Origin of the sequence: Bacteroides sp. An19, from assembly GCF_002160215.1 — a bacterium.
Classification (GTDB): Bacteria; Bacteroidota; Bacteroidia; order Bacteroidales; family Bacteroidaceae; genus Phocaeicola; species Phocaeicola intestinalis.
Window position 1 is genome coordinate 137,405 of the sequence record NZ_NFKD01000001.1, and the last position, 15,807, is coordinate 153,211.

The 15,807-nt window shown below is 37.5% G+C and carries 17 protein-coding genes; all 17 read left to right on the forward strand.

Annotation, left to right across the window (positions count from 1 at the left end; translation table 11 throughout):
- The first annotated feature begins 9 nt into the window (after window positions 1-9).
- On the forward strand, window positions 10-900 hold the full coding sequence (locus B5F25_RS00720; RefSeq protein WP_087246961.1) for a site-specific integrase: 891 nt from the start codon (window positions 10-12) through the stop codon (window positions 898-900).
- 286 nt (window positions 901-1,186) lie between these two features.
- Complete coding sequence (locus tag B5F25_RS00730) at window positions 1,187-1,603, forward strand: hypothetical protein (protein WP_087246963.1); 417 nt, start codon at window positions 1,187-1,189, stop codon at window positions 1,601-1,603.
- Window positions 1,604-1,676: 73 nt separating this feature from the next.
- A complete protein-coding gene (locus tag B5F25_RS00735; RefSeq protein ID WP_087246965.1) occupies window positions 1,677-2,669 on the forward strand; it encodes an acyltransferase family protein in 993 nt (330 codons plus the stop codon).
- A 90-nt stretch (window positions 2,670-2,759) separates the two neighbouring features.
- The gene (locus B5F25_RS00740) at window positions 2,760-4,010 is read left to right on the forward strand and encodes a nucleotide sugar dehydrogenase (protein WP_087246967.1); all 1,251 of its coding nucleotides are present in this window, start codon (window positions 2,760-2,762) and stop codon (window positions 4,008-4,010) included.
- Window positions 4,011-4,015: 5 nt separating this feature from the next.
- Window positions 4,016-5,068 (forward strand): acyltransferase, encoded by a 1,053-nt coding sequence (locus B5F25_RS00745; protein ID WP_087246969.1) that lies wholly within the window; start codon window positions 4,016-4,018, stop codon window positions 5,066-5,068.
- A complete protein-coding gene (locus tag B5F25_RS00750; RefSeq protein ID WP_087246971.1) occupies window positions 5,065-6,603 on the forward strand; it encodes an MATE family efflux transporter in 1,539 nt (512 codons plus the stop codon). The genes B5F25_RS00745 and B5F25_RS00750 overlap by 4 nt, the downstream gene beginning before the upstream one ends.
- 57 nt (window positions 6,604-6,660) lie before the next feature.
- Window positions 6,661-7,707: a glycosyltransferase gene (locus tag B5F25_RS00755; RefSeq protein ID WP_087246973.1), complete on the forward strand. Its 1,047-nt coding sequence runs from the start codon at window positions 6,661-6,663 to the stop codon at window positions 7,705-7,707.
- Between the two features lie 276 nt (window positions 7,708-7,983).
- Window positions 7,984-9,138: an EpsG family protein gene (locus B5F25_RS00760; protein WP_087246975.1), complete on the forward strand. Its 1,155-nt coding sequence runs from the start codon at window positions 7,984-7,986 to the stop codon at window positions 9,136-9,138.
- 21 nt (window positions 9,139-9,159) lie between these two features.
- Window positions 9,160-10,050 (forward strand): glycosyltransferase family 2 protein, encoded by an 891-nt coding sequence (locus B5F25_RS00765; protein ID WP_087246977.1) that lies wholly within the window; start codon window positions 9,160-9,162, stop codon window positions 10,048-10,050.
- 16 nt (window positions 10,051-10,066) lie between these two features.
- A complete protein-coding gene (locus tag B5F25_RS00770) occupies window positions 10,067-11,071 on the forward strand; it encodes a hypothetical protein (protein ID WP_087246979.1) in 1,005 nt (334 codons plus the stop codon).
- On the forward strand, window positions 11,068-12,069 hold the full coding sequence (locus B5F25_RS00775) for a glycosyltransferase (RefSeq protein ID WP_087246981.1): 1,002 nt from the start codon (window positions 11,068-11,070) through the stop codon (window positions 12,067-12,069). The genes B5F25_RS00770 and B5F25_RS00775 overlap by 4 nt, the downstream gene beginning before the upstream one ends.
- The gene (locus B5F25_RS00780) at window positions 12,066-12,992 is read left to right on the forward strand and encodes a capsular polysaccharide synthesis protein (protein WP_162614337.1); all 927 of its coding nucleotides are present in this window, start codon (window positions 12,066-12,068) and stop codon (window positions 12,990-12,992) included. The genes B5F25_RS00775 and B5F25_RS00780 overlap by 4 nt, the downstream gene beginning before the upstream one ends.
- 176 nt (window positions 12,993-13,168) lie before the next feature.
- Window positions 13,169-14,146 carry a glycosyltransferase gene (locus tag B5F25_RS00785; RefSeq protein WP_087246985.1) on the forward strand — a complete coding sequence of 326 codons (978 nt, stop codon included), beginning with the start codon at window positions 13,169-13,171 and terminating at the stop codon, window positions 14,144-14,146.
- Between the two features lie 251 nt (window positions 14,147-14,397).
- A complete protein-coding gene (locus tag B5F25_RS22185) occupies window positions 14,398-14,640 on the forward strand; it encodes an acyltransferase (protein WP_206423519.1) in 243 nt (80 codons plus the stop codon).
- A 118-nt stretch (window positions 14,641-14,758) separates the two neighbouring features.
- The gene (locus B5F25_RS00795; RefSeq protein ID WP_087246987.1) at window positions 14,759-15,067 is read left to right on the forward strand and encodes a nucleotidyltransferase domain-containing protein; all 309 of its coding nucleotides are present in this window, start codon (window positions 14,759-14,761) and stop codon (window positions 15,065-15,067) included.
- Window positions 15,064-15,462, forward strand: a complete 399-nt coding sequence (locus B5F25_RS00800; RefSeq protein WP_087246989.1) for a HEPN domain-containing protein — start codon at window positions 15,064-15,066, stop codon at window positions 15,460-15,462. Before B5F25_RS00795 ends, B5F25_RS00800 begins: the two co-directional genes overlap by 4 nt.
- A gap of 107 nt (window positions 15,463-15,569) precedes the next feature.
- Window positions 15,570-15,806, forward strand: a complete 237-nt coding sequence (locus tag B5F25_RS00805) for a hypothetical protein (protein WP_087246991.1) — start codon at window positions 15,570-15,572, stop codon at window positions 15,804-15,806.
- The last annotated feature ends 1 nt before the right edge of the window (window position 15,807 follow it).

Here is a 15,807-nt window from a genome sequence, read left to right on the forward strand (position 1 = left end):
GAATGAAAAATGAAGAATAAAGTGCAAAAGGATATAGCACAGACGGCCGTTACCCTTTCTCCTCATGAGGAGAACTGGAGAGAGACTGGGAGAGTCGGAGAGGGGCTGGAAGGTTTCGGCTTTATTGCATACGCCAATTCCTGCGTTGAGAAACTGCAGGACGAGGGGCGTTACGATGCCGCAAACAAGCTGAAAATGTATCTCAGAAAGTTCATTGCCTATTTGGGCAAGAGCGAAGTGCCTTTCAAGGACTTCGATTCCCTGCTGATACGCAACTATCATACGTGGCTGAAGAATCAGGAATTAGGGCGCAATACCATTTCCTTGTACATCCGGAACTTGAAACGGGTCTACCGCCTTGCCGTAGAAAGCGGACTGGCCGATGAATGCCATCCCTTCGAAGGCATGGACGTGAGCTATCACGTCAAGAAAGAGAAGAACGGCCTGACGCTTGCGGAGGTAAAACATATGCGTGACTTGGACTTGAGCAGCGAACATCCGTCAATCGTTTTCGCCCGCGACATCTTCCTGTTCTCTGTCTATGCACGTGGCATGAGGAGCGATGACATCTTCCGCCTGACAAGAAAGAACATCCAGGACGGACAGCTCACTTACCGTCAGCACATCACCGGTAAGGAAATCTCCATTCCCTGGGAGCCGGCACTGCAGGAGATAGCAGACCGTTACAGAAGGAAAGGCACGGCACGCCTTTTCCCTGTCATCACGGCAAAATCCCCACACGAGCAATGGAAACAGTATGACAGCCTCCTGCACCGCATCAATTACAGCCTGAAGAAATTGGGTGAGATAATGGGTCTCGGTTATCCGCTGAACCTCACCGTAGCAAGACATTCGTGGCAGAGCCTGACGAAGAGCGTAAGCATAAGCGACATCCTATAGAATGAAGAATGAAGTATAAGTTAGAAGTACCACGATGAGATAGACAAGCTCCACGAGCGGGAAGACCCCCAGTTTGTCTGCATCATCAACGGCGGCCAGAACCTCATCGCCCCGAACGCGCAGCAGGCAGAACAGACCATACAGGATAGTACACCCGAAAAAGGAATATATACTGCATCGCCAGTTGAATATATACTGCAACTGCTGATGAATATATACTGCAACTGCCGATGCAGTATATATCCCTAAAAAATAGATATAGATAACGTTTTCAAAACATACATGTATGACAAACGGAAAGAATAAAATCGAAGCCATATTCAGCGAACGCAACATAGATGAAGATTGCGATACCATAGCGAGACTGCTTTCACCCTATCGGAAAACGATTCGTGAATCGCTAAATCAAGGCAGCTATGCCGAAGCTGTAACCATCCTGCTTGAAGTGCTCGAAAGCCTCACTCACCACTTCGTACAAGACGAGCATTACAACTATTTCGATGACATGTACAGTCCTGATTATGTTTGTCAAGATATGATGGAGGCAATCATCAGCTCTATTAAGAGTGGGAATTTTCCAGCAGCAGAGTTGCAACGGTTGAAGGACGGATTAGAGAAGTTGAAGCATACGGAGGCATACGAGGATTATGGTGTGCCGTATGCATTGAATATTTGGGAAAAGTTTGAAAACTTAAGGCATTGACCATCGGCATGATTGCTAACGAATTGAAAAACAGTAGAAAATCAGAATCGGACGCTTACAAATCAAATAATAAATGGAACAAATTAAACAACAAAAAAGAATAGCATACCTTGATAATGTCGCAGGCCTGTTTATCATTTATATGATATTCATGCACTGCTGTCAGTTTACAGAAATGACAGGCACAATTTTTTATCGAGTATTATCTGTGGTCTTTTCCTGTTTTATGGCATGGTTCTTCTTTAAATCAGGAATGTTCCATAAAGAGAATACTTCTGTTAAAACTGCATTTAGCCATATATTAAAAAAATTGTGGAAGCCTTTCTTTTTTTTCTGGTGTATCGGATTTATAGTAAACGCATTTATACTGTTTCTGGATGATGATGGGAATTGGGTACATTATATTTTATCTCCTTTTAAGCAAACAGTTTGGGATGGTGGAACCAATGCAGGTGAGCTATCAATGTGGTTTCTTGTCACATTATTTATAGTGCATACGTTATCTCCCATAGTATTGAAATCGTGTAAAGGCTACGGTTGGATTGTTTGTGGCGCGATAGGTTGTGTGGTTAGCGTTGTTAACGGACAGCTTGGTTATGGATTCCTTCACCCGTACTATCTTTTCAATTTCTTCCCTGCCATGTTTTTTTATGGCTTGGGAGTATGTATGCGTGAACGGCAGTTTAGCAACAAGTATTTTGCAGCTTCCTTGGTTGTTTACATCATGTCTTTTATCGTTTCCTCTCGTGTAGATTTTAGGACTAACACATTGGTTTCAGGTAATCTTCCGCTATGGTATATATATGCTCTTGCCGGTATATTATTATTTAATTATGTGTTCCATAAAATGAATCGTAATCTAAGTTTTTTATCTTCTGTTGGTCGTGACTCAATGTATTGGTTCCTACTTCATTGGCCAGTTTTAATGATAGTACAAAAGATGTCTGTTAGGTATTTTTCACTATCGGGGGGGGTATTATTAATAATTGTATTCATACTAGTGAACATTATACTACTCATGTTGCGTCCACTGTTCAAATATACAGCGTTAAACAAGTTTATTTAAAGATTTATTGAAATATAAAAACATAAAAATCATAGATTTTCAACGTGTTTATAAATCAGTCAGAAATTGAAATAAATAAAATAAATCATTATGGATAAGAAAATGAAAATAGCCGTGGCTGGAACTGGTTACGTAGGACTTAGTATAGCAACGCTTCTTAGTCAACACCATCAGGTGACAGCGGTAGACGTGATACCTGAAAAGGTGGACTTAATAAACCAACGTAAGTCACCTATTCAAGATAATTACATCGAAAAATACCTGGCGGAAAAAGACTTGAACCTCACCGCAACCTTGGACGGGGCGAAGGCATACAGCGATGCAGACTTTGTCGTAATAGCCGCTCCCACCAATTATGACCCGGTAAAGAACTATTTCGATACTAGCCATGTGGAGGAAGTGATTGAATTGGTTATGAGTGTCAATCCACACGCCATCATGGTGATTAAGAGCACCATCCCCGTAGGCTACACGGAAAGCATCCGCAAGAAAATGCAGTGCGACAACATCATCTTCTCGCCTGAGTTCCTGCGCGAAAGCAAGGCACTGTATGACAACCTTTACCCCAGCCGTATCATCGTAGGCAGACCGGAAGGCGATGCCCGTTTGGATGAGGCCGCCCACACTTTTGCATCCTTGTTACAGGAAGGGGCCATCAAAGAAAACATCGACACCTTATTTATGGGTTTGACCGAGGCCGAAGCAGTGAAACTTTTTGCCAACACCTATCTTGCCCTGCGTGTCTCCTACTTCAATGAACTGGATACGTATGCCGAAATGAAGGGTCTGGACACAAAAGCCATCATCAATGGTGTCTGCCTCGATCCACGTATTGGCACGCATTATAATAACCCCAGCTTCGGCTATGGTGGCTATTGTCTGCCTAAAGACACAAAACAGTTGCTGGCCAACTATGCCGATGTGCCCGAAAAACTGATACAAGCTATTGTGGAAAGCAACCGAACAAGGAAGGACTTTATTGCAGACCGGGTACTTCACAAAGCCGGTTACTATGACTATTACAACCGTGGCGATTTCAATCCGTTGGAAGAAAAGAAGTGCGTCATCGGCGTTTACCGCCTCACCATGAAGTCGAACAGCGATAACTTCCGCCAGTCCTCCATCCAAGGCGTGATGAAGCGGGTAAAAGCCAAAGGTGCGGAAGTGATTATTTACGAACCCACGCTTGAAGACGGCAGCACATTCTTCGGCAGCAAGGTGGTGAACAATCTTGATACGTTCAAGCAACAAAGCCACGCGATCATTGCCAACCGTTACGATTCTTGCTTAGATGACGTAAAAGACAAGATTTATACAAGAGATATATTCAGGAGGGATTAGTTTGTATGGAAGCAAGAACGGTTAATAAACAGCGTGAGAGTTCCTTTGAACTTATGCGTTTGGTGTCGATGTTTTTAATAGTGCTTTATCATCTTTTCTTGTTCTTCCTTTATCCACTTTACGGAAATGACTTTTATAAAGCAATCCAGATGCCTTTGCACATTGGAGTTCTGTTGTTTGTGTTAATCAGTGGATATTTTGGGATAAAAGCAACTCCAAAAGGGTTGCTAAAACTTATAGGGATGATGGCCGTATATTATCTCCCCATCCAGTTTGTTTACATTTATTTGCATTCGGAGGGGGGTAATTTAAAAGAAATATTAAAGACTATACTTTTCGTTTCACATACTCCATATTGGTTTATGCGGACTTATATTTGCCTTTTCATTTTCGCCCCGATAATCAATCTGTACCTTAACGTTGTCACTGACAAGAAAAGAATCCTGCTCTTGGCTTCGTTGTTTTTCATCAGCACTTATCTTGGCACATCGCATGGAGACCCGTCATTGCAAGACGGTAAAAACCTTGCAAATTTCATCTTCTTATACGTGATAGGCAACACTTTGAACAGATACAAATCCTATTGGGAAAGATTTAGATACTCACGTCTCATTCCAGCCTTTATAGTGATAAATTTTGCTTTGGTAGTTTCATACTTATCGGTCGGTTCAAGTTCAATCATGGGCAAGGCTATATGGATACTAAGCTATCCTTATTGCAGTCCGATACTTTTGGTAAATGCGTTGTTGATGTTCCTCATTATTGGAAAGATACACATGCAGTCCACAAAAATAAACTATCTTGCGTCATCAACATTAGCCATATACCTCATTCATTCACAACCTGTGATTCTTAATGTAATAGGCAAAGCCGTTCCTGTATTAAGGGATTGGTCATTCGACAATGTTTCGTTTTTGCTTTTGATTATCTGTTATACCTTTGTGATAATGCTTATAAGCATCTTCATTGACAAGGCACTGCAACCAATCTGGAATTATGTAATTAGGCTTGGCAATATAGCCAATACGCATTTTTACAGGTTTATAGGTCAACAATGACAACTTCCAGCAATAAGCGCATAGCCAAGAACACCCTCTTGCTTTACTTCCGTATGTTGCTTACCATCGTGGTTGGGTTATATACCAGCCGTGTGGTACTCAACACCTTGGGAGTGAGTGATTACGGAGTTTACAATGTTGTAGGTGGCATTGTTGCCATGCTTTCTTTCCTTAACTCTGCGCTTACGGCAGCGTCACAGCGGTTTATCGCTTTTGAGTTGGGACGTGGCGACATAAGCAAACTAAAGAAAATTTTCTGTACTTCCGTTACTATTCATGCAACGTTGGCGGTTATAATTTTCGTCATTGCAGAAACAGTTGGTCTTTGGTTCATTAATACCCATCTCAACATTGATGCCAACAGAATGGTTGCCGCAAACTGGGTGTATCAATTCTCTATCTTCACGTTTATGCTGACTATTTTAAGCGTACCATACAATTCGTGCATCGTTGCGCATGAACACATGAACGCTTTTGCGTATATCAGCATATTGGAGGTTACGTTAAAGCTACTCATTGTTTATTTGCTGCTCGTTGCCAATTACGACAAGTTGATAACATACGGCGTCTTGGTGTTTGCCGTAGCCTTGGTGGTGCGGTTGACGTATGGCGTTTACTGCAAGCGGCATTTTGAAGAATGCACTTATCATTTCAATTTTGATAAGCAACTTTTCAAGGAAATGTTTTCGTTTGCGGGCTGGAGCGTTGTCGGTAATCTTGGCTTTTCTTTTAAAGATCAAGCGGCAAATGTCATTTTGAACTTGTTTTTCGGAACTGTGGTAAATGCAGCGCGAGGTGTTGCGTTGCAGGTAAACGGAATTATTGCAGGATTCTCTACAAATTTCATGATGGCACTTAATCCTCAAATAACAAAACAATATGCTTCGGGTGACATTGAAAGTAGTATGAAATTAGTGTATGCAGGAAGTAGATTCTCATTCTTTTTACTTGCTTTTATTGCCATACCTGTTATGATAAACCTTGATTATTTATTAAAGTTATGGTTGGGTACCGTTCCTGAATACACGTCCGATTTTTTATTCTTGGCATTAGTTGCGGCCTTGATTAATTCTATGTCACATCCATTGGTTACGGCTTTACAGGCAACAGGTAAAATAAAGGTTTTTCAAATTTCAATATGCATCGTGATGCTGTGTGAGTTGCCATTGGCATACATTATTCTGCACTTTGGCGGTAAGCCTTATATGGCAATGTATCCAACAGTTCTCGTTGTTTTTGTCGGTTTGTTCACAAGATTTATTGTTTTGAAACGACAAGTGCCAGCTTATAAATTACGTTACTTCGCTTTTTTCATTGTAGGAAAGAACATATTGCTTGGGACGTTTTGCTTTATTGCAGCATACTATGTGCATAAGGCTTTACCTGTAAACTTTGGAACATTCATTTTAACTTCAGTCATTGCGTGTGTGATTGTTGCTTTAGTGGTGTATGCTTTTGGAATAACGCATAATGAGAGGATGAATCTCAATGAGAAGTTCAAAATCAAACACTTGAAAACAAATAGAATACGGTAATCATTTTGTTTTTATTCATATAGCTTTCAATTTAAATCTTATTGATACGATAAAATTATGAGGAAAAATGTAATATATGTACTTCACGAATATGGTGCAAACTCACACTATAACGCATTAGTTGTATTAGCAAAGCAGAAGGATTATGAAGTTAAATTCTATGAATTTTCTTTATACACCCTTCTTAAGCAAACATTAAAAGGAAAATACAAAATTAGCAAGTGGATAGCAAACATCTTTTTCTTATTGAGAATTTCATTTATAAAACCTACTAAAATAGTAATCGGCATTGCTCCCTTTAATCCTATGTTAAAAGTTATGATGTTTTTGTTAAAAAAACACGAAGTGTATTACCACACATCTTATACTCATTGGGATGGTAAAATGTCAGCATATCCTGTGCAATCAGAAAAGAACTTAAAACGATGGAAATATTTTACAACCAATTATGTTAAACATATTTTCGCCGTATCGCAAAAAACGAAAAATGAAATAGTATCAAATGAATATGCTACACCTGACAAAATTTCCATAGTAAATCATTCCTTCAATATTCCTATTTGTGCTTCTTACAATCACCTTAAAGACAACACATTCATATTCGTGGGACGTTTAGAAGAAATTAAAGGCATAGACGAAATATTGACAATATTTTCAAAGAAGCCTTATGCAAATTTGATTATAGTTGGCAGTGGCAGCAAAGAGGATATAGTAAAAGAATATGTTAAAACGTATAAGAATATAACTTATAAAGGTTATGTAAAAGGGTTGAAGAATCTCATTCCTTTATATAGTAACGCATCTTTTCTGATAATGAATTCACATAAGACAAATTCATGGGAAGAACTTTTCGGTATTGCAATAATTGAAGGTATGGCCTGTGGTTGTGTACCAATAGCAACAGATCATCCTGGTCCTAAAGAAATAGTAACATCAGATATTAATGGAATAATCTGTAAAGAAGGAGAAATCGAAAGAGGTATAGAAAAAGCTATAGCCATGTCTAATGGCAATTATCAGAAAATGAGAATATTATCCATTCAATGCGGACAAAATTATTCAAGTGAAAACATGGCTCAAAAATGGCAAAATATATTCACATAAACACATCTAATAAATAGAGATATTCCTAATGTTTTTATATTCATTTGTTGCTGCAAGGGTATTCAATCCTGGAGTACCTCAAGAAATTCTTTGCCGAGATAGTCGCAGGTAACCGTTACTACGGAAAACTTATACCATCAACCATCGGCATAAGTGATAACAAGTTATAAATATCAACCTAATTTTAATCCTATTTTCGGCATACAGACCGAAAAAACATGTGTACGTCAGAATTTGGATTACCATCAAACTAAACTCTTAATAAAATAAATAGCTATGATTGAGTTTCGTTACATCTTATTTCATTTATTACTTGCTATAATTCTCTTATATTATGGAAAACAGATTTCACATAAATCTATAAATTCCTATTGGAAACTTTCATTTATACCTATATTAGCATTTACAATTGAAGAAGGATTAAGATGGGGAAGAAATATTGATTGGTGCATTTATTATAATGTATACAATGATTATTTGCATGGTTTCTCTTCAAATCATGAAGTTTTATTTCAAGCTATTTGGAGATTGTATGCTTTTTTAAATTTTCCATATCCAATAGTTATTGCTTCATGCTCTTGTTTTCTTATTTTCGCAATATTTTATTTTACTAAAACATATAAATCTGTTACCTACATCTTAATCCCTTTTATTGTTTTCAATTGTGCAGGAACAGCAACAAATCTTATTAGATGGTATATGGGATTTTCTTTTCTTTTAATTGCTATAAGATTATATCAAGAAGAGAAAAGAACGTTGGCTATTTTATTAACTATTTGTAGTGCTTGTACTCATATTGGTATAATCATTGCTGTGCCGATTTTTTATGCATTACTTACCTATAATAAAGTTTTGCTCAAGCCTTTTGCAGCAATAGTTATTTCCATCCTTTTATCTGTCTTGTTTGACCCTGCCATCATGGGAAAATTCAGTTTTGTATTTGATTTTTTTAAAGGATTTGATCGATTTGATACTTATGCTAACGACGCAACGGGGTGGTTAACTGGAGAAGGGCAAAATTCTACCAGTGAAAGGCGTTCTACAATCTCATTATTAATAGCGAATGTTCCATTATGGGCTTATATACTTGTTGGATATAAAGTAAGCCTCAATTTAAATTTAGCCAAAGTGTATAATCTGATGTTAGTAGGAATATATTTAAAAAATACAGCAAGCGGATTAGAATTAATGGGAAGGTATTCTTATCTGTTTGAGCCATTTATTTGTGTGATAGCATCTTATAGCATTCTATATTTGATAAAACAAAGAAGAACATTTACAAACACTATATTGCTCTTAGTTTCAATAACTTACATATTGCGTAAGTTGTATGTATTTTGCGCTCCTATGGTGCATGACGATTTTATGCATTATGTTTGGGATGAACAACTAAACCCTTATTCTCTTATTAATCTATATCATTCTTTTTAATTTTATTGCGACAATTTGCCCATGGATGTTTCTGTCATTATTGTAAACTATAATACCAAACAATTAACAAAAGATTGTATCAATTCAATTATCGAAAAAACTACAGGGGTAACATATGAAATAATACTCATAGACAATGCCTCTACAGACGGAAGCGTGGAATTGTTCAGTCAAAATACCAATATTCGCTTTTTACCTCAGTCTCAAAACTTAGGATTTGGGAAAGCAAACAATGTAGGCATACAGGCAGCTAAAGGGAAATATGTATTTTTTTTAAATTCGGACACCTATTTATGCAACAATGCCCTTAAATTGTTTTTTGATTTTTATGAGAATTGTGACAAAAATATCGGAGCAATCGGCTGCTTACTTAAAGACAAAAACTTAAAGCGTACACACTCTTTTGCAGATTTTCCAAGAATAGGACAGGTCTTGCTTGCTAGATTTATTAATCCTTTATACAAACTTTTCGGAAATACTTATAACACATTAGATAATGATTCCCTAATCAAGGATACTCCGTTTAAAGTAGATTACGTAACCGGTGCTGATATATTTATCCGGAAATCCCTGTTAGATGAATATGGAGCCTTTGATCCAGAATTCTTTATGTATTTTGAAGAGACGGAGATGCAGCATAGATTAACAAAAGCAGGGTATCCAAGCTATATTCTTCCGACTCCAGAAATTGTCCATTTGGAGGGAGGCAGTATAAAGAAAACCAATAAGCGAAACATACGTAAAATGATGATGGTACAAAGAAGCCAGTTCCTTTATTTCAAAAAAACAGCATCTCGTTTTTCCTATATTCTATTCCGAATTATGTTTTTTTTCATGCGCATTCCGTTCATTTTATTTGCTTCGCTAACAAAGCAAGAGAAAAAAGAATATTTGCGTTTGCTCATTTCTTAAATATAAAAAATCAACTATGACCCTCAACGAATACATCAATCTATTAAATGCCAATGAGGAATTAAGAACTCATCTATTAGACAATCAAGTGACAGACGCTGATATACAACAATATGTAACCGAACACTCAAACGTCATGCTAGGATACGATTTGCCATTGAACTTACCTTTTTACCGTGCCCGTTACGATAGTGATAATTGGACGGATAAAGAAGACTGCTCGCAATACGGTTATATACAAGATGCAGAAAGTGTCAGGATGTTCCGTTATAATCAAGACAGAGAACAAGTACTATATACTTCTACAAATCCTTTTATTGCTTTTAAGGAAATAGAGGATGGAAGAGATAATAATGTTTACATCAGCAAATGGGGAAAAGCTCATAATGAAGATTGTTTTTCTGTTTGCACAGCTATTTGTAGTGAAGGTATTGCTGCTGATTCTACCGCAGGAAAGTACTTGAATATCATGCGCAAAAATTTGTGTCCTGACACATTCAGACAAGCGGAAGAAATGGGAAATGTATTGGAAGCGGACAGCATAGACGGATATGAAGGACTGAATTACCGTTTTTCTTCTGCCATTGCTTCCCGATTATTCCAAGGGTGTGAAGCCTTGCTGACGGTCAGCAAAAAATCGGATGGCAAGGAATTGAATATTACTTTTAAGCGGGAAGCGGTTGATACAAAATTGAAAATAAGAGCAGTCTATGAGATAGACGCTCCATCCCGTCATAACGGCTATATCCTACATATCAACAGGATAGGCATTCCGCAAGACAACCAGATAGAATGGCATGAGTGGAGGATAAACATGGATTCTTTTAGATTGCCATCCAATCATCAAGACCAAGATTTAGCGGCAATCAGACAAATAATAGAAAGGCATGACGAACGGAGATACCAATTCAGACTTTTTCCTAACTATAATAAAAATCTTGACGATTTTCATGTGGGAATAATCGTTGACAACGAAAATGGAGATAGAATTTATGTAGAATATAAGATAGATTTAGTATGAAGATAGCGATAATAAAATCCACGGACTCCATTGTAGCAACAGGAGGCGTTAAGGTTCAAGGATTAATGTGGGCTAAAGGTTTAAGAGAAATAGGACATAGCGTTGATTTAATAAACTTTTGGGAATCATATGATTGGACTGTTTATGATGTAATCATTGTTCTTGAATTTGGTGGCATGTTTAGAGTTATCATGAAAACGTTAAGTTTGCATAATAATAATATAGTTGTTGCACCTATTATAGATCCTTATACCTCAAAAGCTATATTTAAATTTTTTGTAAAATATTGGGGATTTCAAAAACATCTTGGCTTGTCTTCGCGTTTTCATGATTTATATTTAGGTAGTAAATATGCCAAGTTATTTCTAACAAGGTCTATTCAAGAAACAGAATATTTATCATATTCGTGTGGCATACAAGCAAATCGCATAAGGCTAGTTCCCCTATCATTGCGCTTTGATCCATTAAAAGAAATGCCTTCTAAAGAAAAATTCTGTTTCCATGCAAGTAGACTCGCCAGTCCAAATAAGAATGTAGAACGTCTGATAAAAGCGGCAATTAAGTATCATTTTAATTTGGTTTTAGCGGGTTACACAACAAGTTCTGATAGAGAATGGCTGTATAATCTCATTAAATCACATGATAATATCCAATATTTAGGAATAATATCAGATAGTGAACTTTGTAATTATTATAAACGTGCAAAAGTTTTTGCTTTGCCTAGTCTTATTGAAGGAGTAGGTATGGTTGCTTTAGAGGCTGCTGCTTATGGATGTGAAATTGTATTAACTAATGTAGGAGCACCTAAAGAATATTTCCAAGAACATGCAGAATTAGTAAATCCTAAATCTATAGATGAAATAGGGAAAGCTATTATTAGATGCTTGGAAAAAGAAATACATCAACCTGATTTACTTCGATTTATAGAAAATAATTATACAATTCAAGCATGTTCCAAAAAGTTGGAAGCGGCTATAAGTACCATCAATACAATATGAGCAATATACAAAGAAAAATAAAATTTATATTTGAAGATTATAAAAATAAACGTTTTTTCTTCTCTTCAACAAAGGCTTTGCTCTTTGCCTTATCACCTTATATAAATTATGGAAATTCAAAAAAGCATCATGAAATTTTATTATATCTGAAATCAAATCTAAGTGAAGTTATAAATCAATTTCATGAGAAAAGGAATATCCGTATGTCAAATATTCAAGATGATTCCACTATTTGGGTGCTATGGTTTCAAGGAGAAAACAATATGCCTCCCATAGTAAGAGCTTGCGTGAAATCTATAAAAGATCATGCGGGACAGCACAAGGTGATTCTACTTTCGCGTGAAAACATACACACCTATATTGATATCCCCAGCTATATTTATGAGAAGATTGAAAAAAAGTATATCACATTAACACACTTTTCTGATATCGTTAGGATGGGTATTCTAAGTAAATGGGGGGGATGGTGGATGGATGCCACCGTTTTCTGCACATCAACAATAATGTCATATGATACTCCTTTTTATAGCGTGAAACAAACGAAAACATATTCTCGGTATGTTAAAAGCGGAAACAAATGGACCGCATATTTACTTGCTGTGGGCTTAAATAATTACGTTACAGATTTTATATATAAACTCTTCTTGGAATACTGGAAAAAATATGATTCCATGATTGATTATTATCTGGTAGATTACGCTATAGCAATAGCTTATGATTATTTCCCGTATTTTCGAAAGGCAATAGACAACAACCCTATTGATAACGACTTGGTGTATCAAATGGAGGAAAACATCAATCAACCATATTCCACAGAATTGTGGCATAATCTGCTCGGTCAACGGTTCAATAAATTATCTTGGAAGCATCCTTTCTCAACAGAAGACACGATTGGAGAGGCAATCATAAACACTGGCAAGTAAACATGGAAAGGTTTTTCGTTTCTATCGGAACTTCCCTGTATAGCAAGTAGGGATATTTGTCCAGTTGTATGGGCGGGACATCATGGTCACGGAACAAATTTTTCTTTGGAAAAACAGAAATAATCTTTCTCTGGAAGGATGAAACTCCTCTGTCAATTTAAATTTCAAGTCACGATATGAATTCAAGCAAACCCTTAATCTCAGTAATTGTCCCCGTGTATAACGTGGAGAAATACCTGCCCAAGTGCGTAGACAGTATCTTGGGGCAGACCTATGCCAACCTGGAAATCATCTTGGTGAATGACGGCTCGCCTGATAATTGCGGGATGATTTGTGACGAATATGCACAAAAGGACAGCCGTATCAGGGTGATTCATAAAAAGAACGGAGGGTTGTCAGATGCACGCAATGCAGCAATAGATGTAGCTACAGGAGATTATATTACATTTGTGGATAGTGATGATTGTGTCAGTTCGGATTATGTAGAGACGCTTTATCGTTTAGTGGAGAAATATCAGTGTAAAGTAGGGGTAGCCTGGCTGAGGACTTTCCATGAAGGTCATGAACCGGAAACAAGCCAGCCTACGTATTTGGAAAAGGTGTTTGATAGAATGGAAGGCATCGAAAGGATGTTTTATCAAGAGCTTTTCGATACTGCTGCATGGTGTAAGATATACCACCGCTCCCTTTTTGATACTGGCATACGGTATCCGTTCGGATTGATTTATGAGGATTTACCGACTACTTACCTGCTGTTTCTGCAATCGGATAAAATAGCGTTCTGCAACCGGATTGTCTATAATTATCTTCTTCGGACAAGCAGCATAGAAGGACAACCTTTTAAGGCAAACAAATTAGAGAGTGCCCTGAAGATTTTGGAAATGATACAAGGTCATATTCGTGAATTGAAGCCGATAGAAAAAGCGGTGCGTTGCCGTTTGTTAAGTTTCTGCTTGCATATTCTGTTGGAAATGCCTGCAGGATATCCGGATAAGCGCAAGCAAGTTCTTATCGATTATGTGAAAAGAAACAGATGGAAAGTATTGGCAGACACAAGGGCAAGGAAGAAAGCGCGCATAGGTGCATTGATTTCTTACTTAGGGCTGAATACGGCTCGAAGGATATTAAATCAAGTAAAAGAACGGAATAAATAAATGAACGATGATTGTATTAAAACTATATTATCATTTGCTTTGTTTGGTCAAAACTTTGTTTTACAAATTAATCTACAGCAAGTCTTTTATAATGCCTCTCAATAGCACATATCGTGCTGGTTTTCATATTGTTATAGGACAATTGGGGGGTAAAAATCGGGGAACATTGTTTCTTTAATAACTATTGCACCCTTGCTTCGCGTGCCAGTATAACCATAGGTGACGGCACACTGTTCGGCGAGAACGTGAAGGTGTACGACCATAACCATTGCTATAAAGATGCAAACATTCCCATCAAAGACCAAGGCTATACATCCGCTCCCATAACGATAGGTAAACATTGCTGGATAGGCAGCAATGTGGTTATCTTGAAAGGGGTGACTATCGGCGACAATTGCGTGATAGGGGCAGGGTGTGTGATATACAAAGACGTGCCGGACAATTCGGTTGTGGTGAATCATCAGAATCAAGTGATTCAACGATACGGGGATTAAGATTAATCATTGCCGAGATTAATCATTGGGAAGAAAATATGAGAATCTTTCCAATCTTCTTGCCATTCTCGAAATAAAACCGTTTCTTTGTAAAAGTAATACTAAATGGCATAAAGACATGAAACGACCGCAAATCATATCGCGAATTAAAGAAGCGTTGCATCGGAATGAACCGGGATTGCAAATTGTTTTGTTCGGCAGCGAAGCACGTGGAGACGCACGGGCAGACAGCGATATAGACTTATTGCTTTTAGTGGATAAAGAACCGGTTACATTAGCGGATAAAATGGCTTTAACCGCTCCTTTGTATGATATTGAATTGGAAACCGGAATTCAAATTAATCCGATAGTGGAATCGTTGCGTAAATGGGGAAAAAGATTTACTCCATTTTATGAAAATGTCATCAAAGAAGGGATATTGTTATGACTCCAGAACAGCGGTTTGACATAGTGGTATACAGAATGAAATCTGCTGAAGATTTACTTGTTGAAATCAAAGACCATATAGGTCATGGATATTACAATACAGCCATGAACCGGATGTATTATGCGTGTTTTTACGCTGTCAGCGCTTTGCTTTTGCATTCAGAAATAGATGGCGTAAAAACTCATGAAGGGGTCAGGCAAATGTTTGGCAAGCATTTTATCTTGACTGGAATCATACCCAAAGAATGGGGGCATTTTTATACTATCATTTTCAACAATCGTTCGGCTGCTGATTACGAAGATTTTAAGAACTATGAATTAAATGACGTGGAAGAAATGTATCCGAAAGTCTGTTCTTTCATAAACCTGATTCATAAACAGATATTTCAAGCCTAATGACATTCGCTATACTGGAAAACTTCCCTTATGAATTTTTAGCACAATCTTTGCCATTCTCGAAATAAAACCGTTACTTTGTACTAAGTAACTAAAATTGGACAAATATGGCAGAGATAATTGTAACGGTCAGCGACAATTCATTGCTCCCTATGTTGGAAAAGGCGATTGGTCTTTTAAAGGGGGTAACTAAAGTATCCGTACGGAAAGAGAATGCTAAAACGAAAGATTCTTCTACGAATGAATTGCCCGAAGACATTCGCAGTTTAATCGGTATCGCTTCGGGTATCGATTCGCAAGAGATAGAATCGGACGAAAGATTATCGTATCTGTTAAATAAGTAAG